This is a genomic window from Alteromonas sp. McT4-15 (assembly GCF_020515205.1).
GTDB lineage: Bacteria > Pseudomonadota > Gammaproteobacteria > Enterobacterales > Alteromonadaceae > Alteromonas.
In genome coordinates this window covers 66,687-91,566 of sequence record NZ_JAJALG010000007.1, presented here as the reverse complement: position 1 = coordinate 91,566, position 24,880 = coordinate 66,687, and the positions used below count along the sequence as shown (strand labels likewise).

Here is a 24,880-nt window from a genome sequence, read left to right as displayed (position 1 = left end):
GTGTTTTCACACATAAGAGACAATACACCATTGTTGCTTCGCGCCGCGAAAACCGCAATGGTGGTGGGTACAATCTTGTTAATCATTAATCAGTACGAAGCCTTAATTGGCGCAACACCGATTAACACGGTCAAAGCCGTATTGAGTTATTGCGTTCCGTTTTGTGTATTTCTATACGGCAGCAAAACTCGCATCAATCCTTAAGGTAGCTGTGCCGCGTCGGTGAGCGATGCTTTCAACTGCTTTAGCTTTGCCCTATCTTCATCTGTGAGCGTGGCTTTCAGCGATAGACCGGTATTTACCGCTTGCAGTGCCTGTTTGTACTTACCTAACTGTTGAAGTGCTAAAGCCTCGAGATAGTAGGCTTTCGGCACCTGCGGTATTTTCTCACTTAACCATTGAGAAACCGACACCGCTTGATGCCAATGCTGTGCGTTCACAAGATATTCGATATGTCCGATTACGCTGTTTTGGGTCCAATAACCATGAGTAAACGGGCGTATGTTGAATTTGTATTTTTGTTCAAGAGCTTGATGAAATTGCGTTAAAAAGGTTAGCGACATTTCTGGTTTCTCGCGCAGTAGAGGGTAATTCGGCCGCCATAGCGACATAGGAAAGAGCGTAGACATGGCTTGAATAATTGCAACAGACGCGTGTTCATAGTGTTCGGTTTCATCATGGATAATGGCATGGAGGCCAAACTGACGTAACGATTTGTCTTTTTGAAGCTCAACGAAAGGGACGGCTCTTTCCGGCTCATTGTCTCGGTCTTCAGAAGCCAGGCTTAGATAGAGAAATCGTCCTTCGCTTTGTTTCGCTTTTCTGACTAGAAGCTTTTTAAGTGACGTCTCACTATGGTTGAATGAGGACGTTGCTAAAAAATCTGCTGCCATAGCTATATGTGCAGAAAAAAGCGGTGATTCGTTCAAATAGTCATAAATGACATTGGTCGATGTAGGCGAAAGACCAATAATCGCGCGATAGTCATTCACGTTAGTGAGGTTTTCAATATAGGGAATGAGCTCTTTGCGCATAAAGTTGTCGAAGACTTCGGGTTTGCTTTGTGAAAACACAACAGCATCCCCGAACAAACGTTTTAGTGGCACTGCAAAACCGAATCGTTCATGAGCATCCCGCGCTCTTACTCCCACTATAACGGCTTTGGGGGCTAAACCTCTTTCCCAGCGCAGTTTCAACGTAGAAACCACAACATCAAACAATACGTTGCTGTCGAGAACATAAACCGTTGGCAAAGCGATGGGTGATACATCTATGTCTTGTGGAATGTAGATGTCAATAACACGCTCTCCTTTCAAATACTCTGAAGTAAAAATAAATTTCTCGCCCAGCAGGCGCGTTTGCCCATCTGCCAACGCACTGATGCTTGTCACAAAAAGAAGTATCCCTAACCAAACTACGCTACGAATTTGCATTGTCTTCTCCATTAATAAAAAAAGCGCAGCTTGCGCTGCGCTTAAAAAGGGAACGGCCTAAAAACAATCAGTCGCGCTTAGTCAAAACGACTGGCTTTTTTCTTAACAAGAAAATCCACAGACAACTTGCCTGCTCCCCAAAACACGATGTGCAGCAAAATTACGCCCCAGATAATGTGCTCATTAAGTGCTGCTGGCGGCATATCTTCTAAACTCATCACCGCAACTACGTTAACAACACTTAGCGCTAGTGCACTAAAACGACTCGCAACACCAAGTGACAGTAAAATTGGAAAAACAATTTCACCAAACGTCGCCAGATAAGCGGCAAGGGTAAAAGGCAGTAGAGGCACTTGGTATTCGTATTCAAACAAGAATAATGTTGATTCAAAGTCAGCAATTTTGGTAAGGCCTGAAGCCCAGAAAACCCAAGCTACATACAGTCTTCCTAGTAGACTAACTAATGACTGTGGCGTTGATAAAAGCGTCGATAAATTCTCGAACAATTGATATGAATTGGCAGTGAGTGACTTCATAAGTAATCTCCTAAACGTGGTATTTGACTAACTGCGTGCTACCAACAAATATTACTTTTTTCGTATCAACAAAATGAAACCAAGCGTACTGCGAAAGTGACAATTCGTTTAAATATCACGCATTTTTCAACCATTCTTTAGGCGATAACCCCAAGCGTTTTCTAAAAACTCTTGCCAGTGCAGAGGCATGCTCATACCCCACTTTATTGGCCACAATACTTACCGGCACATTATCTTTTAACATCTCCTTGGCCAGTGCTATTCGCACATCTGTAATATAGTCGTTAGGTGTAGTGCCTACCGTTTCACGAAATAAAGTGGCAAATTTTGAACGAGACATCGCGGCAACATCAGCCAAAGAATCAACTGTCCAACTTTGTTCAGGCGCACCGTGAATTGAGGCAATAACTTTTGATAATTGAGGGTGTGTTAATGCGGCAAGTACACCACCTTGTACCATTTGGTTGTCCAGTACGTAGCGCAACACTTGTAATAAGAACATTTCACTAAGTTTGTCGATCATGGCCAGCCTAGCCACAGACTGGTTAAACGCTTCTTCAAATAACCAAGAAGCAGTGCGACCAATATCGTCATGCAAAGACAGCGGCAGCACCAAAATATCAGGTACTGCATCGAGCAATAGTTTTTTATCAATCGATTCAATAATAACGTTGGCACATACCAACTGTGGTGCGTCAACGTTGTCAGAGATTATCCTGTGAGTTGTGGGGCCTGGCATGAAAATAACCGAAGGTTCGTCGACAATAATTTTTCGGTTATTGTCTAACACTAAGGTTAGCTTTCCGCTTTTCAGCAAGTGAAGATGCCCGTTATTATCTCCTTCAAAAGATTGGATGCCGCACAACTTACCACTGAAAAACACATCGGCTTTAATAGAGATTTTGCGAAGAATTGTAGCGATGTTTTCCATTGGATTAAGCACTCAAAAAATAATGAAACCAAAGCGAAGGCATTCACTTGGTCTATTGCACAATAGCGACAAGCATAGCGATAAGTTTATTTTAGAATGAAACAATGCGTACAAAATACTTGTCCGAGAATACGCAATGTTGCTCATCGGTCTTCCCTAAAACTATAGATAGGATAGACTCAATATAGGCAACACCGATCAGTAAATGGAGAGTAACGTTGGACAGACTAACGGCAATGCAGGTGTTTGTAGCAGTGTTTGAGAGCGGTAGTTTTTCGGCCGCCGCCAGAAAGCTCAACAAGCCCCAAACCACCATTAGTCGCCAAGTGAAAGATCTTGAAGAATACTTGGGTGTTCAATTGATTTTAAGGACAACGCGCACGCTCTCGCTCACCGAAGCAGGCCGAAACTATCTCTCCTGTGCAAAAAAGTTACTCGACTCATTAAGTGAGATGGAACAAGAAGTGAAAGGGGAATTCAAAGAGCCCAAGGGTAATTTAACGATTACCGCCCCCATTATAATGGGAAGGATGCATGTATTTCCTTTGTTAGCTGAGTATATGAACGCCTTTCCTGATGTATCGGTGAGATTAATATTGACCGATCAGAACATGCATCTTTATGAAGACCTTGTCGATATTGCGATTCGAGTTGGCGACCTCCCCAATAGCGATCTTGTTGCGAAAAAAGTAGGAGAGGTACATAAGATTTTATGTGCTTCACCAGAGTATATAGAACAAAATGGTATGCCTAAATCGCCACAAGCTTTAAGTCATCACAGTGTAATTACCTTTGAGGGGCTCGATTCAACAACGCGATGGCGATTCAGTGAGCATGGCAAAGATATTGACGTGCCAGTTATGTCACGGATGAAAGCAAATTCCACTGATATTGCAGTACTCAGCGCCCGAGAAAGTCTTGGTATTGCGCGCGTTCTTTCCTACCAAGCCTTACCCTACTTGATGAATAACGAGTTGGTACGCATTCTTAACGAATATAATCCACCTGCGTTGCCGGTTAACTTACTCTTTATCAGGCATGATCCACTGCCTATTAAACAACGCAGTTTTATTGATTTCATGGTACCTAGACTGCAAGGGCGATTAGCCGACGTTGCGCGCGATTGGCATTCCCTCGACCAGCAGAATGCCAACCGATGATAAATCAAAGTTCTATCTCAATGTCTTGCTGAACCTTGCCTTTCCCGCCGGCCATTAGCCCCGTAATTTTACCGTTTGAGGTAGTAAGGTCCACACTAATCAAACTCGGCGATGGCGGTGCCATGAATTTGCCCTGCTCTATCTGAAATGTTTGCTTCTTTATACCTACAATATCATGCAATACACACGCTAAAGGCCCTGCTGCCATGCCGGTTGCAGATTCTTCTTTTATGCCATAGCGCGGCGCAAACATTCTGGTTGTCGCATCTTTATCTGTAGCACCGGGATTGGTGGTAAAAAGGTAGTAACCAACAAGATCCAGTTTATTACTGATAGTCTCTATTGCATCAAAGTTGGGCTCGAGTTGTTGTAACCTCGTTCCTTCTTTTACACCAATAACGATAAAGCTATTACCGGTGTTAACCAGTATTGGGCTTACTGTCACGTCCAAGTCTTTTGTCGAAAGTCCAACTGAGTCAAGAACGCTATCTAGCGTAACCCCTTGTTTCGGCCAGTCTGAGGGGGCAGTATACCTTGGGCTTAGTTGCTCCATAAACGCCATTGTACCTTTAATTGAAATAGCTCTTGAGCCATCAACCGTCTCTTTCGATGTCATGCCCTCTTGTACTATCCCCTTCTCAGCCATGTAAGCAAAGGCCGCTACCGTGGCGTGTCCACAATGAGCAATCCGACGCACGGGGGTAAAGAAGTCTAACTTAAAGCCATCACTTGTCGAATTAGAAACAAAAGCGGTTTCAGATAGGCCTAATTGCGCTGCAACTTTTAGCATTTGCGCTTCGCTTAGCGCGTCTGCATCAAGCACCACGCCAGCAGGATTTCCTCCTATTCCGTTGTGAGTAAAACCACTAACAATGTGTGCAGAGATTGTATTTCCCTGCGCCTTAAAATGAGAAATTTTCATTATTTTCACCTTTCACAATAGATTAAAGTCGTTACAAAGAATATGCTTATTTATGTTAACTAAACACTCATATAAACATGTGAAAAACTCATGAATAGAACTCATGTCGATTTGGCCAAACTGGTACAAAGCGCTCCTTTGCTCGCAGCAATTCATAGCGAGAGAAGTTTTACTAAAGCAGCCGAAAAGCTTGGTATTGACCAGTCAGCGGTAAGCCACAGAGTAAAATCAATTGAAGCGTCGATTGGCTTTGCCTTGTTTAGTCGCACAACTCGGCAATTAGCCCTTACTGATGCCGGGCGCATTTTATGTGAAGCAGCAACATCGTCTGTTGATCTGTGGACGCAGGCTTTAGCACAGTTAGAAAGAATAAATAAAACTGAACAAATTCAACTTTCTGTTTCTTCCTCTCTAGCAATGAAGTGGCTTATTAAAACACTACCGAGTGCAAAGCAATACGGTATCAGCGTTGCACTTAATGTTGATGATGAGCTTGTTGAGTTTGAGCAAAGTGGCATTGATGCAGCAATACGGTTTGGTGTAGGTCCCTTTCCTGGTCATTATGCGATGCGTATTTCAAAGTGTGCCTTACAACCTGTAGTAAGTCCTCACTACGCCTCTTCTATCCTCCAGTCACAGGAAGAAAGTTCAACGCTGTTATTAAACAGCAATACTGTGTTCCTTGCAGACCGAAAGGGAGAGCATGACAAAACGCAGTACAACTGGGAAACCTACATTAAAAAAGCGAAGCTATCGATTGACCACTTCGGTATTTCCTACGAATTCGACCGAGCGGACTTGTTGCTACAAAGTGTCATTAGTGGCTTAGGTGTAGGACTAGGCCGCACACTGCTCATCGAAGATGATATTAACCGTGGCTTTCTAAAGCCTATTGGAAAAGCGGTTTCAATTGACGCGAGTTACTGGCTAGTATGCTCTGCAAACTTTGCTCAAACTGAGCGTTTTGAAAACTTACAGCGCTGGCTTAGATCGCTTGTGTGCACAACCAACTAACACTAACCCGTAACAGCCAAATATCACTCTTATGACTATAGTGATCATAATGGGGAATCATTGCGGGTAGTCATAGCGTACATAACAACGTACAGTAGACACACGTTCTACCCACCAGAAAAACAAATATAAAAGGAATGGCGAATATGAAGAAATACGTTTTAGCGCTCGCTGCACTAAGTGCCCTAACAGTGAATGCTGATACGGGCTCGCGGCTTATTGCTTCAGGTGGTATTACTTCGATAGAGGGCGTTGCAGGTGGTGGTATCACGCCTTGGGCTTTTATTGGCGGGTACGCGAGCAAAGAAGAAATCTCTTACAATGCAAATTTGCAATACTTAAGTTTAAACGACTATTCGCTTACCACTGCGGGAGGGAGTATTAGTTTCTATGATCGGGTTGAAGTAAGTCTTCAGCGACAGAAATTAGAAATAGCATCAGGGTTAACCAGCAATGTATTTGCATTACTTACTGACGGCGCAATTACCAACGCTAATTCAGCCACCATTGAGCAAGACATTTTAGCCGTTAAAGTGAAACTATTTGGTGACGGTGTCTTTACTCAAGACTCTTGGATACCGCAAGTTTCTGCCGGTGCACAGTATAAGAAAAATAACGATTTTGACAGTTCGTTAAGCCTGCCAGATGGTAGCGTACCGCTACCTAATATTGGCGTACCTCAACTACTCGGCGCCAAAGATGACAGCGGTACGGACGTATATATCACGGCCACCAAGCTTTGGTTAGGTGCAGTAAATGGCTACAACTTGCTAACTAATGTAACCGCTCGATACACCAAAGCAAATACACTCGGCCTATTAGGTTTTGGCTCGCCAACTGATGACGACGCAACTTTGGAATGGGAAGGCTCGCTTGCACTTCTTATAAGCCCGACCACTGCAATAGGCGCTGAATTTCGCACTCAATCCAACCGCCTTGGTGGGCTCGGGGAAGAAGATACGATTAGCGATATCTTTGTTGCTTACTTCCCCAATAAATCCATGTCACTAACCGCTGCTTATGTCGATATGGGAAACTTGCCGCTGCAACAAAGTTCAAGTGGTTTTTATCTTACCTTCAATGCCAACTTTTAATAGGGAGGTAAAGACAATGACTTTTCGAACTTATGTACTTAGCGCCTTGCTTCTAGTAGCAATCTTAGGGTGTGCATCAACGTCTCGTCAAAGTCTGTACGATGAGATTGGTGGCCATCAAACCCTTAACACCATTTTTGGGGTATCGATAACCCGTATTTATACCCACCCTGAGATTGGCCACTATTTCAAAGGCGTTCCGAAGCAGCATTTGCGTGAGCAATTAGTAGCACAAACGTGCGAACTCATTGGTGGACCTTGTGAATACGACGGAGAAAGTATGTTGGAGTCACATAAGGACTTAGATATAAAAGAACGGGAGTTCTATATTCTTGTTGAAATTGTACAAGGCGCTATGAGAGATGTTGGACTCACTTACCAACAGGAAAATCAGATTTTAAAAAAGTTAGCTCCCATCAAATACCAAACTATCAATCTGTAGCTTTGGTTAAGAAAAAGCATCGAAAAAGCGTCACAAGAAATTTAACTAAAATACTGAACAAAATATAGCCAAAGCATAAATTTTGGACTAGCATGATGTTGCAAGTTTGCATCTTTAAAGGATTGATATGAAAAAGTTTATGTTTACGTTGATGGCGGGCGCGACCTTGGTCGCTGGAGTAAATGCACAAGAAGGCACAGGAGGTGCAGATACTAATGGTAGTGGCGCTATTAATGGTAGTTATATCGCTACGGGCCTAGTGGCTGCCGGTGTTGTTGCAGGCATCGTTAATAATAACTCAGCAAATGCTCCTGTAACGCCTCCTGGCCCAACACCTCAACCCTCATGTGAAGGCGACGACCCACTTGATGGCGATGTGTGCGTTGGTACTACGATTACAGTTACCGTTTCTGGTACAACAACAATAACAGTACCAGTAACCTTTACCTACGCACCAACAGTTCAATAATTGAATATTAACAACGAAAAAGCCCTCTAGAAGAGGGCTTTTTTAAACGCTTATTGCCTAATTAATTAGGTGTAATTGCGTTGTGATATACGTCCTGAACATCATCGCAGTCGTTCAACATATCCATAAACTTTTCGAACATTGGCATGTCTTCTTCACTGATCTCTGTTTCAGTTTGTGGCATCCAACTCATTTCTTCTGCAATAAAGCTAATGTCTGGATAAGCCTCAGTTAATGCCGTTTTCACTTGATAGAATTCAGTGTGCGGCGCGTAAACCGTCACTTTACCATCTTCAACTTCAACGTCAGTAACATCGACATCAGCTTCCATCAAAACTTCTAAAATAGCGTCTTCGTCATCGCCTTCAAACTGAAATACAGCTTGGTGATCGAACATGTGCGATACCGCACCTTGGGCACCTAGCTTGGCATTTGTTTTTGTAAAGCAGTTACGGACTTCAGTGATAGTACGGTTTGCGTTATCTGACAAGCAGTCAACAATCACCATACAGTTACCCGGTCCAAAACCTTCGTAGCGCATAGGCTGGAAATCTTCACCCGCACCACCGGCAGCTTTATCAATCGCTTTTTCAATTACGTGGCTTGGAACTTGGTCTTTCTTCGCCTTTTCCATTAAGCGGCGAAGTGAAAGGTTAGTGTCTGGATCGGTACCACCATTTTTCGCGCATACGTAAATTTCTTTACCGTACTTAGAATACACTTTAGTTTTTTGGCCGGCAGTTTTTGCCATGGCGTTTTTACGTACTTCGAATGCTCTTCCCATCTTAAAATTCTCTTTCTCGCAATACAGAATGCTGCGTTGGGGTTGATTTCAGTTTATTTCATACTCTGAACTATCAAGTGAACGAAAGCATTGAACAGCCCGTTTGTCATGCAAACGCATGGGATAGCGCAGAAAAAAGTGGCGAAATTCTACCTTATTTTATACCCAACAATACAGCCCCAATTCGCTTTTGTTGCTCTATTGCGCCACTTGTAGGCTGATAAACCAATTCAAATAGCACTTTTAAGGCAAATGCTCCGTTGCTAGGTAATCGTGTGATTGCATCTCTTTTAAACGGCTTAAACAGCGTCTAAATTCGAAATTCAACAGTCCTTCTGTGTACAACTTTTCCAACGCAACTTCTGCAGAAATAATCAGCTTTACATTGCGCTCGTAAAACTCATCAACCATTGCAATAAAGCGCCGTGCTACATCATCGTTGTGCTGCCCCATCTCTTTTACATTGGCTAGCAGCACAGAATGATAGCAGCGGCTAAGCTCTATATAATCACTTTGACTGCGCGGGCCGCCGCAAAGATCGCTAAAATCAATCATAAGCACACCATCGGCATTGCGCAGCGTTTTGATCTTCCGGTTATTCACATCTATCTCTTCACCTGACGTACCTTCTTCCGGTGCCAGTTGAGCAAAATAGCAATGCAGGTTTTCTGTTGCTTTGTCATCCAGTGGGAAGTGATAAATCTCTGCTTGTTCGAGGGTACGAAGCCGATAATCAATACCGCTGTCGACATTCACAACACGCGTGTTTTGGTTGAGCAGGTCAATGGCAGGTAAAAACCGGGCGCGTTGTAAACCATTCTTATACAGGTCATCTGGTACAATATTTGACGTGGCCACAAGCACAATACCGTGACCGAAGAGCTCTTCCATCAAGGTACCTAAAATCATCGCATCGGTAATATCAGACACGAAAAACTCATCAAAACAAATAACTCTCGCCTCTTTCGCAAGCTTTGCAGCAACCAGCTTCAACGGATCTTGGGCATTTTTCAGCTGCTTAAGTTCATCGTGAATACGATACATAAAGCGGTGAAAATGAACGCGCATTTTCTTTTCAAACGGCAGACAATCGTAAAAGGTATCAACAAGGTAAGTTTTTCCGCGTCCCACGCCGCCGTAAAAATAGATACCCTGAATACCAGGTTTAGCATGGCCCTTTCCGAACGCCGCTTTTAACTTCACCCGCCATGTCGTTTTCTTTTCTGGCTGGGTTAACTCATCGAACAAGCGCTGCAACTCTTTAACCGCATTTTCTTGCGCTGCATCATAATGAAAGTCAGACGACTGTAGATCTAGCTGATATTTTTCCCATGGCGTCATCGCCGAAACCACTCCGTACAAAAGTCAATAGCGGTACTTGCTGCACCGACCTGCTTGAATTTCTCAATTATGACCTTAATTTTACTGGAAATCACGGTAGAATCGCACCTTGAAAATAGACATACACTGTTATCATTACAATAAATGTCAGTATGTATGCGCTTTTCGGGTTCGACCTTGCTATATTCAAAGTGTGGTCGAAAGCAGCGTTCTTGCCGTAATAGTTAGGTCAGCTGCAGATGTTGATTGATTCGGAGAATATAATGGAATTGTTAGTATCTCTTGCTTTATTAGTAGTTGGCCTAATTATTGGCTTTTTTGTAGGTCGCTTTTTTCAGCAAAAGCAAGGTGCAGGTAACACCGCACAAACTGAGAAGCAGGTGAAAGAAATTCTTGCACAGCAGGCGCAACACCATATTCATCAGACCCGTCAAAGCTTGGAAAGCATTGAAAACCAGTGCGACGTGCTTAAACAACAAATTGAAGAATATGAACTGTTGCTAGCGCAAGGCAGCGATGAAGAAGATAGCAAGGTTCCTTTTTACGGGGAACAAGCAACGACTTACTTACGAAATAATCTTAAGAAGTCTGATAAAGCTCGCGTGAAACGCGTATCTGATACGCAACCGAAAGACTTTGCAAATTCTGGTTCAGGGTTATTCGTCGGACGTTCTGAGCAGAATAACGCAGAAAAACAGTAACATCGGGAACTTTTCACAGGCCTCAGACTCTTTTAGTGAAACCATGCTATGTCGCATATAACATGAAGGAGTGTAAGCGAACATGAAAATGTCTTTCCGCCATTGTCTATTGGCGTCTGCCGTTGTTGTTAGTTCATTAGGCTTTACTGCTAGCACACAGGCGGCGTTACCGTTTTTCTCTGACAGCAAGGACGAAGTCCCCTCTCTCGCCCCTATGCTAGAAGAAGCGACGCCTGCTGTAGTCAGTATCGCTGTCGAAGGAACCCAAACCTCAAGACAGCGTGTGCCTGAAATGTTCCGCTATTTCTTTGGTGCGCCTCAAGAGCAAGTGCAAGAGCGCCCATTTAGAGGATTAGGCTCAGGTGTCATTATCGACGCCGACAAAGGTTATGTTGTTACTAATAATCACGTTGTAGATAACGCTGACGAAATCACTGTTAAGCTTACTGATGGCCGTGAATTCAAGGCCAAAAAGCTTGGTGCTGACGAACAGAGCGACATTGCCTTGCTTAAAATCGAACCTGATGACTTAAAAGCATTGCCACTTGCTGACTCTGATAAGTTACGCGTAGGTGATTTTGTGGTGGCGATTGGTAACCCCTTTGGTCTATCACAAACTGTCACCTCAGGTATTGTTAGCGCATTAGGCCGCTCTGGTTTGAGTATCGGCGGTTACGAAGACTTTATTCAAACTGACGCCGCTATTAACCGAGGAAACTCTGGTGGTGCATTGGTAAATCTACGCGGTGAATTGGTTGGGATAAACACCGCCATATTTGGTCCTAACGGCGGTAACGTGGGAATTGGTTTTGCCATTCCTGCTAACATGATGAAAAGCTTGGCCGACCAAATCGCAGAATATGGTGAAGTTCGCCGCGGTCTTTTAGGTATTTTGGGCAACGACATTGATGCTGGTCTTGCAGAAGCAATGAATGCCGAGGTCAATATCGGTGCGTTTGTGAGTGAAGTACAGCCTGACTCAGCTGCTGAGAAAGGTGGTCTTCAAGCAGGTGACATCATCACCGCTATTAACGGTAGACAGTTAAATAGCTTCCAAGAGCTACGCGCGAAAATTGCTAGTATGGGCGCAGGCGCTGAAGTAGAACTGACCGTTATGCGCAAGGGTAAGAAAATGACCGTTGATGTTGTCCTTGATGATGCAACAGATACAACGGTAACCGCTGCACAAATCCATCCTGCGTTAGAAGGTGCAACCTTAACAAATGGCGAAGATAATGCGGGTAATACTGGTGTAGTCGTGTCTGAAGTAGAACGCGGTGCCCCTGCAGCACGAATAGGTCTACAAGAGAACGATGTGATCATCGGTGTTAACCGAGTACGCACATCAAGTGTTGCTGAATTTAGGAATGCGTTAGACGAAGCCAAAGGCGTAATTGCACTTAACGTGAAGCGTGGAAATTCCACACTCTACTTGGTAATTCGTCAATAGTTTCCCACCAGAAACCGTTAACGAAGATAAAAAAACAGCGCCAAAATGTGGCGCTGTTTTTTTATACCATTCCATACACAGTAAACGGCAAATGCTTACCACAAAATTTGTGCATCATTACGGTAGTTTATTAAATAAAGTGATATCCTCTTATCAATAGTGTAGAGATACTCTACAAAAACTAACAATGTTGCACTTCGCGATTGTGGTGTCGTACTGCTAGCATACAAGTACGAATCGAGTAGATGTGACAAACAACAAGAAAGTGTATTTGTGATTGGCCGTTCAACCTTAAACTTCATACTTAAATCAATCTTCCTTGGCATCACTGTAGCGGTGCTTTTGTTGCTCTTTTTACCAGATTTGCGGCAAGGCAACGGCCTGGCCACCAGCTGGTTTGCAACACCGTCTGTAAGTGCAAATCGAGAAAGTTACTTTGGTGCATTAAGTCGCTCTGCGCCTGCGGTGGTGAATATATACAGTGTCAGTATCGAAAACGACACTGGCTTGTTTAGAAACCAGCCTCGTGAGCGAACAAGTTTGGGGTCCGGTGTAATTATGACCGAAAATGGTTATATATTGACTTGCCACCATGTCGTTCAAGATGCTGATAGCATATACGTAGCGGTTCAAGATGGACGTGTGCTTGAAGCTCAAATTGTGGGTACCGATCCACTCACCGATTTGGCGGTGCTAAAAGTCACTGCTGATAACCTACATATTATTCCACAGGTTTCGGAGCCAGATACTCACGTGGGCGACGTGGTTATGGCTATAGGCAACCCTTTTGATCTTGGCCAGACCATTACTCAGGGTATCGTCAGCCGTGCTGGTCGTAATGGGCTGTCTAACTACGTCGACTTTATTCAGACAGATGCGGTACTTAACCAAGGCAATTCAGGCGGCGCCTTGGTTGACAGTAACGGTATTTTACTCGGTATCACTAATGCGAATTTTCAAGTACGTGACTCGCGCAATCGCGTTCGAAATGTAGATGGTATTAACTTCGCTGTACCTTACGAACTCGCTAAGCGAGTGATGGATGAAATTATTAGCAATGGGCGTGTTATTCGAGGTCAACTTGGTTTTATAGGCAGTGAGAATCGCAATAGGCCAGGTATTGATGTGACGGCTGTCGCCAAAGGTAGTCCGGCCGATGTGGCGGGCCTTCAACCCGGCGATATCATTGTGGCGATTGATGGTGTGCAGCTTGAGAGTGCATCGAAAACCCTTGATATGATTGCAGAAACCACGCCTGGAACAGAACTAGACATTGAAATAAGTCGCGATGGACGCTCATTGTCAATAAAGGCTACCGTTGCCGAGTTAAGAACAAATCAGTAACGGCAATAGTACGCAGCACGTCAGCAAGTACAAAAAAAGCGCCCGATGGGCGCTTTTTACTTGTTGGCTATTTGCTCGTTAATTCACTAAGGATTAACGTAAATTAAGCTGTTTTGGAACGCTTTTATTCTTTTACGCGTTGAATATTAGCTCCTAGCGCACCAAGCTTTTCTTCAATGGCTTCATACCCTCTATCTAAATGATAGATTCGATTTACGTGGGTTTCACCTTCTGCAATAAGTCCAGCAATCACCAAACTAGCAGATGCTCGCAGGTCTGTTGCCATTACAGGCGCGCCTTTCAGTTTTGAGCTTCCTTTTGAAACCGCAGAGTTTGCCTCTAGCGCAATTTCAGCGCCCATACGTTGCAACTCAGGCACATGCATAAAGCGATTTTCGAAAATAGTTTCGGTGATAACACCCGTACCCTCAGCAACACAATTAAGGGTCACAAACTGAGCTTGCATGTCAGTGGGAAACGCTGGGTGTGGCGCTGTTTTTACGCGCACAGCCTTGGGCTTGTTTCCTTGCATATCAAGCTCAATCCAGTCATCACCAGTGGTAATTTTTGCACCGGCTTGCTCAAGCTTGTCGAGCACGGCATCAAGAGTATCAGGCGCTGCATGGGTACATCGAATTTTACCGCCCGTTGCGGCAGCCGCAACAAGGAACGTCCCCGTCTCAATACGGTCAGGTAACACAGCATAATCACAGCCAGACAGTGTTTCTACACCTTCAACCGTAATTTTATCACTACCAGCGCCGCTGATCTTCGCACCCATTTGAATTAAGCAATTTGCCAAATCTACAATTTCAGGCTCACGTGCTGCGTTCTCTAGTACAGTAGTACCATCAGCAAGCGCTGCAGCCATCAGTAGATTCTCGGTGGCTCCCACGCTTACCATATCCATGAATATGCGTGCGCCTTTTAACCTACCATCAACTTCAGCGCGAATATAACCTTCATCAACTTCAATCTTGGCGCCCATTTTTTCTAGGCCTGTAAGATGCAGATTCACAGGTCGCGCGCCAATTGCACAGCCGCCAGGTAATGACACATTTGCCTTACCTTGTTTTGCTAGTAGCGGACCTAGCACAAGAATAGAAGCTCGCATGGTGCGAACAAGATCATAAGATGCTGTTACACTCTCTAGCGTACTTGCGTCGATTAAGATGTCATTCGGCGCTGGTTGAGCAACCTCCACGCCCAGCTCTCTCAGCAAAGCCATCGTGGTATTTATATCGCGCAGACGCGGTACGTTTGTGTATCGACAAGGAGAGTCTGTTAACAGGCTTGTCATCAACAATGGAAGGGCAGCATTTTTCGCGCCGGAGATTCGCACCGTGCCTTCTAATGCCGGGCTCTTCTTTATAACTAGTTTATCCACGTATACAGCCTATTATTGAGGGATATTGAACTGGCGCTCACGCTCCCAGTCTTTAACTGAAAACGTCTTAATCGTAATTGCATGCATGCTGCCATCGGCTATTTTATCTGCAAGTGGTGCGTATACGGCTTGCTGGCGCTTAACGCGGCTCATGTCGTTAAACACGTCACTTACAGCGATAATATTATAATGCGACCCCTCGCCTTTCACGTGAACTTCGTGAAGGTCTAAAGCGTCCTTCAAAATTTTTTCGATTTCAGACAATTCCATAACTTACTTCTTATATTCGCTAATGTGGGCTCTATTCTACTGGCAAAAAGCTATCTGCGTCGCTAATTTTTGCAAGCTTGTGCAGCTTCTCAGGCATTTTGAGAAGGGTCATGCTAACACCGTTTTGACCTGCGTCCCTAACCGCATTAATTAGCCATGCTAGGCCAGCACTATCCGCGCGCTCTACATCGCTGAGGTCAATTCGACACGCACCACTATTGATTAATTGCTCCCGCTCTTTGCTACTCAAGCATTCCCAAAAGTTTTTGGACAGCGTGTCACGGTCAAGGTGACCGTGAACAACAATATTGCCTTTGTCGTTTACCTCAAAAAGGCTCACTCAGACTCTCCCTCAGCTTCACCTGAAATCTCAACCGCTTCGCCTTGGTTAAGTTCTACTGGCTGGCCAATCTTATCACGCATAAGTGCAATAACTGAGTCGATACCATCTTGACGTAAGATAGATTCAAATTCACTACGCTTGCTATTTAGTAGGCTAATGCCCTCTGCAACCATGTCATACGCTTTCCATTCATTTGTCTTGCTGTCTTTGCGTACTTTGAAAGCAATTTTGATTTCTGGACGATCTGGATCCTGTACTACGGCGCGCACTGTTACTGATTTCTTGTCATCAAAGCGCGACTCTGGTTCAAACACAACGGTTTGATTGTCGTAATACCCCATTGCTATAGCGTACGTAGTAATTAGGTATTGGCGAAAAACACTGATGTATTCACCCATCTTTTCCTGTGGTACTGACTTAAAGTGCTTACCTAAAACCATAAACGCGGCAAACTTATAATCAATATGCGGTACAAGCTCTTCTTCCATAATGGTACGCAGCATTTCTGGATCAGCTTTAATTGCTTCTTGGTTTGCCTTAATACGCTCAAACGTTCTATTTGCAACGTCTTGAACGAGTGCATACGGGTTCTGCTCATTCACTTCCTGTGCGCTAACCGACCCTACTACTGACATCATCAATATGCCAATTGCTACCATTAACTTTTTCAAAGTAACTCTCCTAAAACAATCTCACTTATGCAGACCCGTTAATACACTGTTTAGTTTCAACGAACCTCATCAAATCTTTATATCTGTGCTTTTATTTACGCTACTAGTCTTCGTCACTACCGCGGTTAAATAAGAATTGGCCAATCAAATCCTCTAATACCAATGCTGACTTAGTATCTTGGAGGTAATCACCATCTTGTAAATTCGCCACACCATCGAAAGAGAAACCAGGCTGGAACCCAACATATTGCTCTCCAAGAAGACCTGACGTCAAAATGGATACTGAACTGGTTTCTGGAAAACCGTTGTATTCTTTAAGAATCGATAGCTCAACAACTGGCGTGAAGTCTTCCTGATCTAAGGTAATTGAAGATACTCGCCCTACAGTAACGCCACCAACCTTGACGGCAGAGCGCGGCTTGAGCCCACCAATGTTGTCAAATTTTGCATATAGCGTGTAGGAATCGCCTTCTGTTGCAACCGTTTGGTTAGCCACTTTTAGCGCCAACAACAACAGTGCGCCGATTGTCAGCATGACAAACACACCAACCATGACTTCCGTTTTATACTTGTTCATTCCGATCCCCTACTCGATACCAAACATAAGGGCGGTAAGTACGAAATCCAGCCCTAATACTGCTAATGATGAATACACTACTGTTTCAGTAGTGGCTTTGCTGATCCCTTCCGATGTTGGAATAGAATCGTACCCTTTAAATATGGCAATCCAGGTCACAACCAAGGCAAAAACGAGGCTTTTTATTACACCGTTCACTACATCTTGGTTCCAATCTACTGTGGACTGCATAATTGACCAATAACTTCCTGCATCAACGCCTAACCAGTCAACGCCCACTAAGTGCCCGCCTAGTATACCAATTGCGCTAAAAATGATTGCAAGCATTGGCATAGCTAACATACCCGCCCAAAAGCGCGGTGCAACAATGCGGCGCAGTGGATCGACAGCCATCATTTCTAGGCTACTTAACTGTTCGGTCGCTTTCATTAGTCCTATTTCAGCAGTTAATGCTGAACCCGCTCGCCCTGCAAAAAGGAGTGCAGTAACAACAGGCCCGAGCTCTCTTAATAACGAGAGCGCTACCATGGGACCTAGGCTACCTTCTGCACCGTAATCCACCAAGATAGTGTAGCCTTGAAGCGCCATTACCATGCCAATAAAAAGTCCTGACACCATTATGATAAGCAGTGATTGAACACCAACCACGTAAAGTTGCCTGATAATCAGTGGTATATTTTTAATACGAGGTACGGCGATTAACGCACCAAATAGCATAATGGCAGCACGGCCAATTGCCGTAATTTTACCTATGGTGTTCGCACCGACGGATTGTAAGAAACTCATTTACCCGCCCCCAGAAAACTCGTTTTCAAATCAGATGCCGGATAATGAAATGGGACAGGGCCATCAGCTTTTCCTTTCAGAAACTGCTGTACTAACTCGCTATCACTTTCTCTAATTTGTTGTGCACTTCCTTCACCAATTACCCGCTTATCAGCAAGAATATAAATGTAATCGGCAATGGTTAATACTTCCGTGACATCATGGGTTACCACTATGCTGGTAAGACTTAATGCGTCGTTCAGTTCACGTATAAGTTTAACAAGAACCCCCATTGAAATAGGGTCCTGACCTGCAAAGGGCTCATCATACATAATTAAGTCAGGGTCAAGAGCGATTGCTCTGGCCAAGGCTGCGCGTCTCGCCATACCGCCTGACAATTCACTTGGCATCAACTTCGCTGCCCCGCGTAAACCTACAGCCTGTAGCTTTAAAGCGACAATAGTAGCAATCACATCTTCTGAAAGTTGGGTGTGCTCACGCAGTGGGAAGGCCACGTTGTCAAACACGCTCATGTCAGTAAAGAGCGCGCCGCTTTGAAATAACATGCTCATTCTGCGTCGGGTTTGATATAGCGACTTCCTCGACATAGAGACAATGGAGTCCCCGTCGAACTTCACATCACCTTCATCAGGTGTTAACTGGCCGCCAATAAGGCGCAGCAGTGTGGTTTTACCAATACCACTTGGGCCCATTACCGCAGTAATTTTTCCCTTGGGCACTTTAAGCGAAATACCATCATAAATAATACGATCGGCACGCTTAAAGGTAAGGTTGTCTATTTCAACTAAATGATCCATAGCGTGTTTAATGTCGACCCTTGACCTAATGAAGCCGCCAGTATTTACGTCGGCGGGCTTTATAAAAATTTATTTAACATCGAGAACATTCAAGTTCTATGCCTTCGATTACTTTCACAGTAAAGTTTACTGGGCAGTGTAATCTAGTGACATTCTACGCTTTTTCAAGGGCGTCGCCAAAGTCAAAAAGTTACAAGTTATGTTCGATGAATACGAATGATTAAGCCTGTCAGCCCAATTGCTGTGTTAGTTGTCTTATTCGAAAAGCCCTATAACACTTATCTGGGCACTGAAATGGTAGAGTATTTTTTATTAACTGAAACTGAACGAGCTCATCGTAACGCCTGATTTTACAGTAAATTTCGCTAAAATCTGGTCGCTTGTCGTGTGTTAAAGGCAACGCAACATGTTTGTAGAGTGTGGTAACGCGCAAAACAGATACTTTATCGCTACAATAAAATAAAATGCACTTCCCATATGCAAATGGCACTGTTTTTGCGACAATCTAGCGAAATACTTTTTATTACAGGTTGTTGTGCTTTTAAACATCGTAATTTTCATCGTAGGACTAGTGATTTTAAGTTGGAGTGCCGATCGCTTTGTGTACGGTGCATCTGCACTGGCGAAAAACATCGGAATATCGCCGATGATGATAGGTCTCACCATTGTGGCGATGGGCTCATCAGCCCCTGAAATCGTCGTATCAGCGATTGCCTCAGCAAACGGAAATATGAACACTGCGGTAGGTAACGCATTAGGGTCTAACATCACCAACGTCGCATTAGTGTTGGGTATCACCGCGTTAGTTAAACCTCTTATCGTTTCCTCAACAACGCTTAAGCGTGAACTCCCGGCGCTACTCATCATCTCGCTTATCGCAATAGGCTTTATGTTTGATGGTGAATTAAAATCCTACGAAGGCATTATTTTGCTAGGTCTTTTTATTTTTGTTTTAGCGATGATGGCGTGGCTCTCGCTGCAAGTTGATAAAGAAGACCCTCTCGTTGCCGAAACTGCCGATGAAATCCCTAAAGATGTGTCGAACACGTCTGCGCTTATTTGGATTGGTGTTGGTCTTGTTATTTTGCCTTTGAGTGCCCATTTCCTAGTAAATTCCGCTGTAGAAATCGCGCGTTATCTTGGTATTTCTGATTTAGTTATTGGATTAACAATTATCGCACTTGGAACAAGCTTACCCGAACTTGCAGCCAGCATTGCCGGCGTGCTTAAAGGTGAGGATGATTTAGCATTGGGTAACATTATCGGCTCAAATATTTTCAACCTACTCGCCGTGTTGGGTATGCCAGGTCTAATAGCACCAGGGCTACTGGACCCTGATGTTTATAATCGCGACATGTACGTCATGCTTGGCTTGACCTTGCTACTGTTCCTGTTTAGTTTCGATCTGATTGGCAAACGCACTATTTCTAGGCCTAACGGACTTTTATTGCTTGCCTGTTTTATCGGCTATCAATTCTGGCTGTTTGGATAATCATGAATAACGAATTACAAAACACCTACATTGCCTCTGCAAAACGCGTTATCGATATTGAAGCTAGCGCTATCGAAAATCTTGCCAGTCGCTTAAATGAAGATTTTGAGAAAGCGTGTGACATTCTGTTTTCCTGTACGGGTAAGGTTGTTGTTTCAGGAATGGGAAAATCCGGTCATATTGGCAATAAGATTGCTGCAACACTTGCCAGCACAGGTACCCCCTCTTTTTTCATGCATCCTGGCGAAGCAAACCATGGAGATCTAGGCATGTTGAGCAAGGGCGATGTATTGCTCGCTATCTCCAATTCGGGCGAGACGAGCGAAATTGTTAACTTGCTGCCCGTGGTGAAACGCTTAGGAATAAGAGTTGTCGCCATGACAAACAGTGCACAAAGCTCGCTAGGCCAATACGCAGATATCGTACTTGATATTAGTGTCGAGCAAGAGGCATGCTCACTAGGCTTAGCGCCAACCTCTAGCACAACAGCAACATTAGTTATGGGGGATGCACTCGCAGTCGCATTGTTAGACAAGAAAGGATTCACATCTGACGACTTTGCGTTGTCACACCCAGGTGGAAGCTTGGGCCGAAAACTACTGCTTAAAGTAGGCGACATAATGCTCTCGGGTAGTGATATTCCGCTAACAAAGTCAGATGCAACCGTTGCCGAAGCACTCCTTGAAATTTCTAAAAAAGGATTAGGAATGACAGGCATTATTGATAGTGCCGGAATTTTGCTTGGCGTGTTTACAGACGGAGACTTGCGTCGTATTTTAGATGCGCGAGTTGATTTACATAGCGCCCAAGTTATTGACGTTATGACACAAGGCGGAAAAACAACCACTCAAGAAGAGCTAGCGGTTGAAGCATTGAACCTAATGGAAAGCCATAAAATTAGTGCATTGATGGTGGTTGACAGCGATCGCAAACCTATCGGCGCCTTTAACATGCATATGCTATTAAAAGCGGGGGTGCTGTAAATGGCGACAACGTTATATACCGAATTAGATGACACGCTCTTTAAGCGTCTTGCAGATATTAAACTGTTGGTTTGTGATGTAGATGGTGTTTTTTCTGATGGGCGCATTTATCTGGGCAATGATGGTGAAGAGCTCAAAGCATTTCACACCCGAGATGGCTACGGCGTAAAGGCCTTAGTGAGTCATGGCGTTGACGTTGCAGTAATTACGGGGCGTCGCTCTACCATTGTGGAAAACCGCATGAAGGCACTCAACGTAGCCCATATCATTCAAGGTGAAGAAAATAAGTCTGCCGCACTACAAGCCCTAATGACTGAATTGTCATTGCGCCCTGATAATGTTGCCACTGTAGGCGACGACATGCCTGACACAGGTATGTTTGCCCATGCAAGCGTAAAAATTGCAGTTTCAGATGCCCATCCTTTTGTCGCTAAACAAGCAAACTGGAAAACTACGCTCCCTGGTGGATTTGGGGCTGTGCGCGAAATTTCTGACACAATCCTGCAAGCCAAAGGGGTTGAGCAAGGTATTTTTGGAGCGAGTGTATGAGCCAATTTGGCTTCAATCGACTGGGGCTGAGCATTTCTGCGCTATTTATATTGGCGCTACTAATGTATTTACCCACGTGGATGGAAGAGCCGCCAGAAGTAAGAAATAGCGGCGAACTTGATGCATTAAAACCCGCGTATAAGGCAAAAAATCTTACTACGACTCTTTATAATCAAGACGGCCAGCTCAATCATAAGGTGTTTGCAGAATCGATGGAGCATTACGATCAACTTGGCTTTGTATTGTTCCGTGCGCCACGCTATACACTTTACACTGATAACGCTACGTCACCGTGGGTCGTTACCGCTGTGGAAGGAACATTGTACAACAACGAGCTGATTCAGCTTGAAAATAACGTACAAATAGAGAACCAAACTACAGATGATTTTGTCAAAACCATTACGACACAATACATTCAGATTAATTTAGACAACAAGCAGATGACATCTGATCAACCAGTAGAGATACTGGGGTCGCAATATGTCATTCAAAGCAATGGGTTTAATGCGAATTTGCGCACCCAAGAATATGAGCTTATCGATCATGTACAAACCACTTATTCCCCTAGCAACTAGCTTAATTTTAGCGTTGGCTAGTGGTTCCGTTTTCGCTAGTGAAGATGACTTTTCTAAGCCAATTAAAGTCGATGCTAAGTCACAATTTGTTGATGGAAAAAATAAAACATCGTTGTTCAAAGATGATGTTCTAATTACTCAAGGCTCGCTTGTGATTAATGCCGACGAAGTTGAAGTTATCGCGACAGCGGGCGAAGGCAGAGAAGTGTTTGTCGCACGCGGTAACCCTGCGAGCTATACGCAAGAGCTTGAAGATGGAACGCCAGTATCCGCTAAGGCGAATGAAATTCGCTACGAAGTGATTAATCGGGTGATATCGCTTACCGGGAAAGCGGAGCTGAAACAAGACACCAGTATGGTAAAAGGTGACAGCATTACCTTTGATATGATTACCGAGCAACTGCTTGCAACCGGTGGCGATGACGACAACGGTGAAGGAAGAGTGACAACTGTTTTCACTCCTGAAGCAATTCGCAAGACGAATGCTAAAGACAACGAACAAGATAACGAGGGCAACCAATAGCAATGGCTACTTTGAGCGCAAGAAACCTTGCTAAGGCGTATAAATCACGCCAGGTTGTCCGAGATGTCAGCCTCAGTGTATCGACAGGTCAAATTGTAGGCCTGTTAGGCCCAAATGGTGCTGGTAAGACCACAACATTTTATATGATTGTTGGGCTTGTTCCTCTTGATAAGGGCGCCATTGAAATTGACGACAACGAGTTAACACATCAGCCCATGCATGAGCGTGCACGCCGCGGAATTGGCTACCTCCCGCAGGAAGCATCTATATTTAGAAAGCTCACTGTGCATGAAAATATCATGGCAATTTTACAAACCCGTAAAGATTTAAATTCACAGCAGCAAGAGGAAGAAGCCGATGCGCTACTTGATGAATTTAATATTAACCATATACGTAATAGTACGGGGATGAGTTTGTCAGGGGGAGAACGCCGCCGAGTGGAAATTGCGCGCGCCCTTGCAGCTAAACCACAATTTATTTTATTGGATGAACCCTTTGCTGGTGTTGATCCAATATCAGTAAATGATATAAAGAAGATTATTCAACATCTTCGAGATAGGGGTATCGGTATCCTTATCACTGACCACAACGTACGAGAAACATTGGATGTTTGTGAAAAAGCGTACATTGTGAGTCATGGCGAGCTTATTGCGCAAGGAACTGCGGAACAGGTTTTAAGTAATCAAAAAGTAAGGGATGTATACCTAGGCGAACAATTCAGGCTATAGTTAGTGTAACCGGATTGTCATTTTTCAATCTCGCTCAGGTATATTCAATTTAGAGCATTTAAATAAGACGTAGATGAAACCATCTTTACAGCTAAAATTTAGCCAACAACTCACCATGACACCTCAGTTGCAGCAGGCCATTAAACTGTTGCAGCTTTCTACGCTCGATCTTCAACAAGAAATTCAAGAAGCGTTGGATTCAAACCCGCTATTAGAAGTTGAAGAAGGCCACGACGAGCCTCAGCTTGAAAAAAATAACATCGATAATGATGACAGTGGGGTAGAAGCTTCTGCCACTGCATCAAGTGATACTTTGGAAGCTGGCGACGCACTAGAAAAAAATGATCTTCCAGACGAATTGCCAATCGATAGCACATGGGATGAGTATTATTCAGCATCGTCTGCGCCGGCACCAGGACCTGCCAGTGACGACGAACAAATTTTCCAAGGTGAAACGACTGAGGACATACAAGAACATCTATTGTGGCAGATGCGCCTCACCCCTTTTTCTGACACTGACCGTGCCATTGCAATGGCTATCATTGATTCTATCGATGAGTCAGGGTATCTAACCGTTACTCTTGAAGAGATTTTAGAGGCGGTTAACGCGCAAGAAGCCTCTGGCGAAGATGAAGAGGAACTCATTGAAATGGACGAAGTAGAATGTGTATTAAAGCGCATTCAAATGTTCGATCCCATTGGTTCTGGATCGCGCACCCCACAAGAATGCTTGATGGTACAGCTTCGCCAATTCGCAGATGATACACCATGGCTTGCCGAGGCAAAGCAGTTAATAGAAGACTATTCTGATTTGCTGAGTAGCAAAGATTACCGCACCTTAATGCGCAAGAGCCGATTGAAAGAAGATCAGCTTCGCGAGGCTATGCGTTTGCTGCAAACCTTGAATCCTCGCCCAGGTAGTGCTTTAGTTACTAAAGAACCTGAGTACGTTATTCCAGATGTATCGGTTACCAAAAAGAATGGCCGTTGGGTGGTTGAGCTGAACCCTGATAGCCTGCCAAAACTTAGCGTCAATCAACAATATGCCGCAATGAGTCGCCGTGCGAAGAACAGTAGCGATTCACAATTTATCCGCTCACACATGCAAGAAGCCAAGTGGTTTATCAAAAGCCTAGAGTCGCGTAACGACACACTGATGAAGGTAGCAAATTGTATTGTGCAGCAACAAATGGGCTTTTTTGAACATGGCCCAGAAATGATGAAACCAATGGTATTAAATGATGTCGCAGAAATGGTAGATATGCACGAATCGACTATTTCACGTGTGACAACACAAAAATACATGCATACCCCTCGTGGCATCTTCGAGTTGAAGTATTTCTTCTCTAGCCATGTTGCAACGGAGTCAGGTGGTGAATGTTCATCAACCGCCATTCGTGCATTGATCAAAAAACTAGTGGCAGCTGAAAAACCCAGTAAACCACTAAGTGATAGCAAGATTGCTTCATTGTTGGCCGAGCAAGGCATTAAAGTTGCCCGGCGGACAATAGCAAAGTACCGGGAATCGTTATCGATCCCGCCGTCGAACCAACGCAAGAGCCTTATTTAACGGGCTTA

29 protein-coding genes are annotated in these 24,880 nt (G+C 44.2%); 16 read left to right on the top strand and 13 right to left on the bottom strand.

Annotation, left to right across the window (positions count from 1 at the left end; translation table 11 throughout):
* Positions 1-204, top strand: a complete 204-nt coding sequence (gene nrtS, locus LHL20_RS07815) for a nitrate/nitrite transporter NrtS (protein WP_226432895.1) — start codon at positions 1-3, stop codon at positions 202-204.
* Here the strand turns inward: nrtS and LHL20_RS07810 are convergent.
* From LHL20_RS07810 to LHL20_RS07800, 3 genes are all read right to left on the bottom strand, one after another.
* Positions 201-1,433 carry an alpha/beta hydrolase-fold protein gene (locus LHL20_RS07810; RefSeq protein WP_226432894.1) on the bottom strand — a complete coding sequence of 411 codons (1,233 nt, stop codon included), beginning with the start codon at positions 1,431-1,433 and terminating at the stop codon, positions 201-203. The genes nrtS and LHL20_RS07810 overlap by 4 nt on opposite strands.
* Positions 1,434-1,510: 77 nt before the next feature.
* Positions 1,511-1,969 (bottom strand): DoxX family protein, encoded by a 459-nt coding sequence (locus LHL20_RS07805; protein WP_202263776.1) that lies wholly within the window; start codon positions 1,967-1,969, stop codon positions 1,511-1,513.
* Between the two features lie 115 nt (positions 1,970-2,084).
* Complete coding sequence (locus LHL20_RS07800; protein WP_226432893.1) at positions 2,085-2,900, bottom strand: AraC family transcriptional regulator; 816 nt, start codon at positions 2,898-2,900, stop codon at positions 2,085-2,087.
* A gap of 218 nt (positions 2,901-3,118) precedes the next feature.
* Here LHL20_RS07800 and LHL20_RS07795 point away from each other — a divergent pair, with 218 nt between their 5' ends.
* Positions 3,119-4,060, top strand: a complete 942-nt coding sequence (locus LHL20_RS07795) for a LysR family transcriptional regulator (RefSeq protein ID WP_226432892.1) — start codon at positions 3,119-3,121, stop codon at positions 4,058-4,060.
* Between the two features lie 4 nt (positions 4,061-4,064).
* Here LHL20_RS07795 and LHL20_RS07790 read toward each other — a convergent pair whose 3' ends face one another.
* Positions 4,065-4,982: a PhzF family phenazine biosynthesis protein gene (locus LHL20_RS07790; protein ID WP_226432891.1), complete on the bottom strand. Its 918-nt coding sequence runs from the start codon at positions 4,980-4,982 to the stop codon at positions 4,065-4,067.
* A 90-nt stretch (positions 4,983-5,072) separates the two neighbouring features.
* Here LHL20_RS07790 and LHL20_RS07785 point away from each other — a divergent pair, with 90 nt between their 5' ends.
* The 4 genes from LHL20_RS07785 (at position 5,073) to LHL20_RS07770 (ending at position 8,001) form a co-directional block, all read left to right on the top strand.
* Positions 5,073-5,996: a LysR family transcriptional regulator gene (locus LHL20_RS07785; protein ID WP_226432890.1), complete on the top strand. Its 924-nt coding sequence runs from the start codon at positions 5,073-5,075 to the stop codon at positions 5,994-5,996.
* A 146-nt stretch (positions 5,997-6,142) separates the two neighbouring features.
* Positions 6,143-7,090 (top strand): DUF3034 family protein, encoded by a 948-nt coding sequence (locus LHL20_RS07780; protein ID WP_226432889.1) that lies wholly within the window; start codon positions 6,143-6,145, stop codon positions 7,088-7,090.
* Positions 7,091-7,106: 16 nt separating this feature from the next.
* Positions 7,107-7,532: a group I truncated hemoglobin gene (locus LHL20_RS07775; protein ID WP_226432888.1), complete on the top strand. Its 426-nt coding sequence runs from the start codon at positions 7,107-7,109 to the stop codon at positions 7,530-7,532.
* Between the two features lie 127 nt (positions 7,533-7,659).
* Complete coding sequence (locus LHL20_RS07770) at positions 7,660-8,001, top strand: hypothetical protein (RefSeq protein WP_226432887.1); 342 nt, start codon at positions 7,660-7,662, stop codon at positions 7,999-8,001.
* A 61-nt stretch (positions 8,002-8,062) separates the two neighbouring features.
* Here LHL20_RS07770 and LHL20_RS07765 read toward each other — a convergent pair whose 3' ends face one another.
* Both LHL20_RS07765 and zapE read right to left on the bottom strand, forming a co-directional pair.
* Entirely contained in the window at positions 8,063-8,785 is a 723-nt protein-coding gene (locus tag LHL20_RS07765) for a YebC/PmpR family DNA-binding transcriptional regulator (protein ID WP_226432886.1), read from the bottom strand.
* Positions 8,786-9,028: 243 nt separating this feature from the next.
* Positions 9,029-10,126 carry a cell division protein ZapE gene (gene zapE, locus LHL20_RS07760; protein ID WP_226432885.1) on the bottom strand — a complete coding sequence of 366 codons (1,098 nt, stop codon included), beginning with the start codon at positions 10,124-10,126 and terminating at the stop codon, positions 9,029-9,031.
* A 263-nt stretch (positions 10,127-10,389) separates the two neighbouring features.
* Here zapE and LHL20_RS07755 point away from each other — a divergent pair, with 263 nt between their 5' ends.
* The 3 genes from LHL20_RS07755 to LHL20_RS07745 all read left to right on the top strand — a co-directional run bounded on the left by LHL20_RS07755 (position 10,390) and on the right by LHL20_RS07745 (position 13,621).
* The gene (locus tag LHL20_RS07755; protein ID WP_159623910.1) at positions 10,390-10,827 is read left to right on the top strand and encodes a ZapG family protein; all 438 of its coding nucleotides are present in this window, start codon (positions 10,390-10,392) and stop codon (positions 10,825-10,827) included.
* An 88-nt stretch (positions 10,828-10,915) separates the two neighbouring features.
* Positions 10,916-12,277, top strand: coding sequence for a DegQ family serine endoprotease (locus LHL20_RS07750; RefSeq protein ID WP_202265892.1), 1,362 nt, complete (start codon positions 10,916-10,918; stop codon positions 12,275-12,277).
* 273 nt (positions 12,278-12,550) lie between these two features.
* Entirely contained in the window at positions 12,551-13,621 is a 1,071-nt protein-coding gene (locus LHL20_RS07745; protein WP_226432884.1) for a trypsin-like peptidase domain-containing protein, read from the top strand.
* 124 nt (positions 13,622-13,745) lie between these two features.
* On the opposite strand, the gene murA is transcribed toward LHL20_RS07745, so the two are convergent.
* The 7 genes from murA to mlaF all read right to left on the bottom strand — a co-directional run bounded on the left by murA (position 13,746) and on the right by mlaF (position 18,452).
* Entirely contained in the window at positions 13,746-15,008 is a 1,263-nt protein-coding gene (gene murA, locus LHL20_RS07740) for a UDP-N-acetylglucosamine 1-carboxyvinyltransferase (protein ID WP_159623912.1), read from the bottom strand.
* 12 nt (positions 15,009-15,020) lie between these two features.
* On the bottom strand, positions 15,021-15,278 hold the full coding sequence (locus tag LHL20_RS07735; protein ID WP_159623913.1) for a BolA family protein: 258 nt from the start codon (positions 15,276-15,278) through the stop codon (positions 15,021-15,023).
* A 31-nt stretch (positions 15,279-15,309) separates the two neighbouring features.
* On the bottom strand, positions 15,310-15,618 hold the full coding sequence (locus LHL20_RS07730) for an STAS domain-containing protein (protein WP_159623914.1): 309 nt from the start codon (positions 15,616-15,618) through the stop codon (positions 15,310-15,312).
* Positions 15,615-16,292, bottom strand: coding sequence for an MlaC/ttg2D family ABC transporter substrate-binding protein (locus LHL20_RS07725; protein ID WP_226432883.1), 678 nt, complete (start codon positions 16,290-16,292; stop codon positions 15,615-15,617). The genes LHL20_RS07730 and LHL20_RS07725 overlap by 4 nt, the downstream gene beginning before the upstream one ends.
* A gap of 103 nt (positions 16,293-16,395) precedes the next feature.
* Complete coding sequence (gene mlaD / locus LHL20_RS07720; protein WP_159623916.1) at positions 16,396-16,869, bottom strand: outer membrane lipid asymmetry maintenance protein MlaD; 474 nt, start codon at positions 16,867-16,869, stop codon at positions 16,396-16,398.
* Positions 16,870-16,878: 9 nt separating this feature from the next.
* The gene (mlaE, locus tag LHL20_RS07715; RefSeq protein WP_159623917.1) at positions 16,879-17,655 is read right to left on the bottom strand and encodes a lipid asymmetry maintenance ABC transporter permease subunit MlaE; all 777 of its coding nucleotides are present in this window, start codon (positions 17,653-17,655) and stop codon (positions 16,879-16,881) included.
* Positions 17,652-18,452 carry a phospholipid ABC transporter ATP-binding protein MlaF gene (gene mlaF, locus LHL20_RS07710; protein ID WP_159623918.1) on the bottom strand — a complete coding sequence of 267 codons (801 nt, stop codon included), beginning with the start codon at positions 18,450-18,452 and terminating at the stop codon, positions 17,652-17,654. The genes mlaE and mlaF overlap by 4 nt, the downstream gene beginning before the upstream one ends.
* A 535-nt stretch (positions 18,453-18,987) precedes the next feature.
* Here mlaF and LHL20_RS07705 point away from each other — a divergent pair.
* The 7 genes from LHL20_RS07705 (at position 18,988) to LHL20_RS07675 (ending at position 24,872) form a co-directional block, all read left to right on the top strand.
* Positions 18,988-19,944, top strand: coding sequence for a calcium/sodium antiporter (locus LHL20_RS07705; RefSeq protein WP_226432882.1), 957 nt, complete (start codon positions 18,988-18,990; stop codon positions 19,942-19,944).
* Between the two features lie 2 nt (positions 19,945-19,946).
* Positions 19,947-20,927: a KpsF/GutQ family sugar-phosphate isomerase gene (locus tag LHL20_RS07700; protein WP_226432881.1), complete on the top strand. Its 981-nt coding sequence runs from the start codon at positions 19,947-19,949 to the stop codon at positions 20,925-20,927.
* Positions 20,928-21,476 (top strand): 3-deoxy-manno-octulosonate-8-phosphatase KdsC, encoded by a 549-nt coding sequence (kdsC, locus tag LHL20_RS07695; RefSeq protein WP_159623921.1) that lies wholly within the window; start codon positions 20,928-20,930, stop codon positions 21,474-21,476.
* Positions 21,473-22,051, top strand: coding sequence for an LPS export ABC transporter periplasmic protein LptC (gene lptC, locus LHL20_RS07690; protein ID WP_202263738.1), 579 nt, complete (start codon positions 21,473-21,475; stop codon positions 22,049-22,051). The genes kdsC and lptC overlap by 4 nt, the downstream gene beginning before the upstream one ends.
* A complete protein-coding gene (gene lptA / locus LHL20_RS07685; RefSeq protein ID WP_202263736.1) occupies positions 22,020-22,574 on the top strand; it encodes a lipopolysaccharide transport periplasmic protein LptA in 555 nt (184 codons plus the stop codon). Before lptC ends, lptA begins: the two co-directional genes overlap by 32 nt.
* Positions 22,575-22,576: 2 nt before the next feature.
* Positions 22,577-23,302 carry an LPS export ABC transporter ATP-binding protein gene (gene lptB, locus LHL20_RS07680; RefSeq protein ID WP_159623924.1) on the top strand — a complete coding sequence of 242 codons (726 nt, stop codon included), beginning with the start codon at positions 22,577-22,579 and terminating at the stop codon, positions 23,300-23,302.
* 73 nt (positions 23,303-23,375) lie between these two features.
* A complete protein-coding gene (locus LHL20_RS07675) occupies positions 23,376-24,872 on the top strand; it encodes an RNA polymerase factor sigma-54 (RefSeq protein WP_202263733.1) in 1,497 nt (498 codons plus the stop codon).
* Positions 24,873-24,880: the final 8 nt, after the last annotated feature.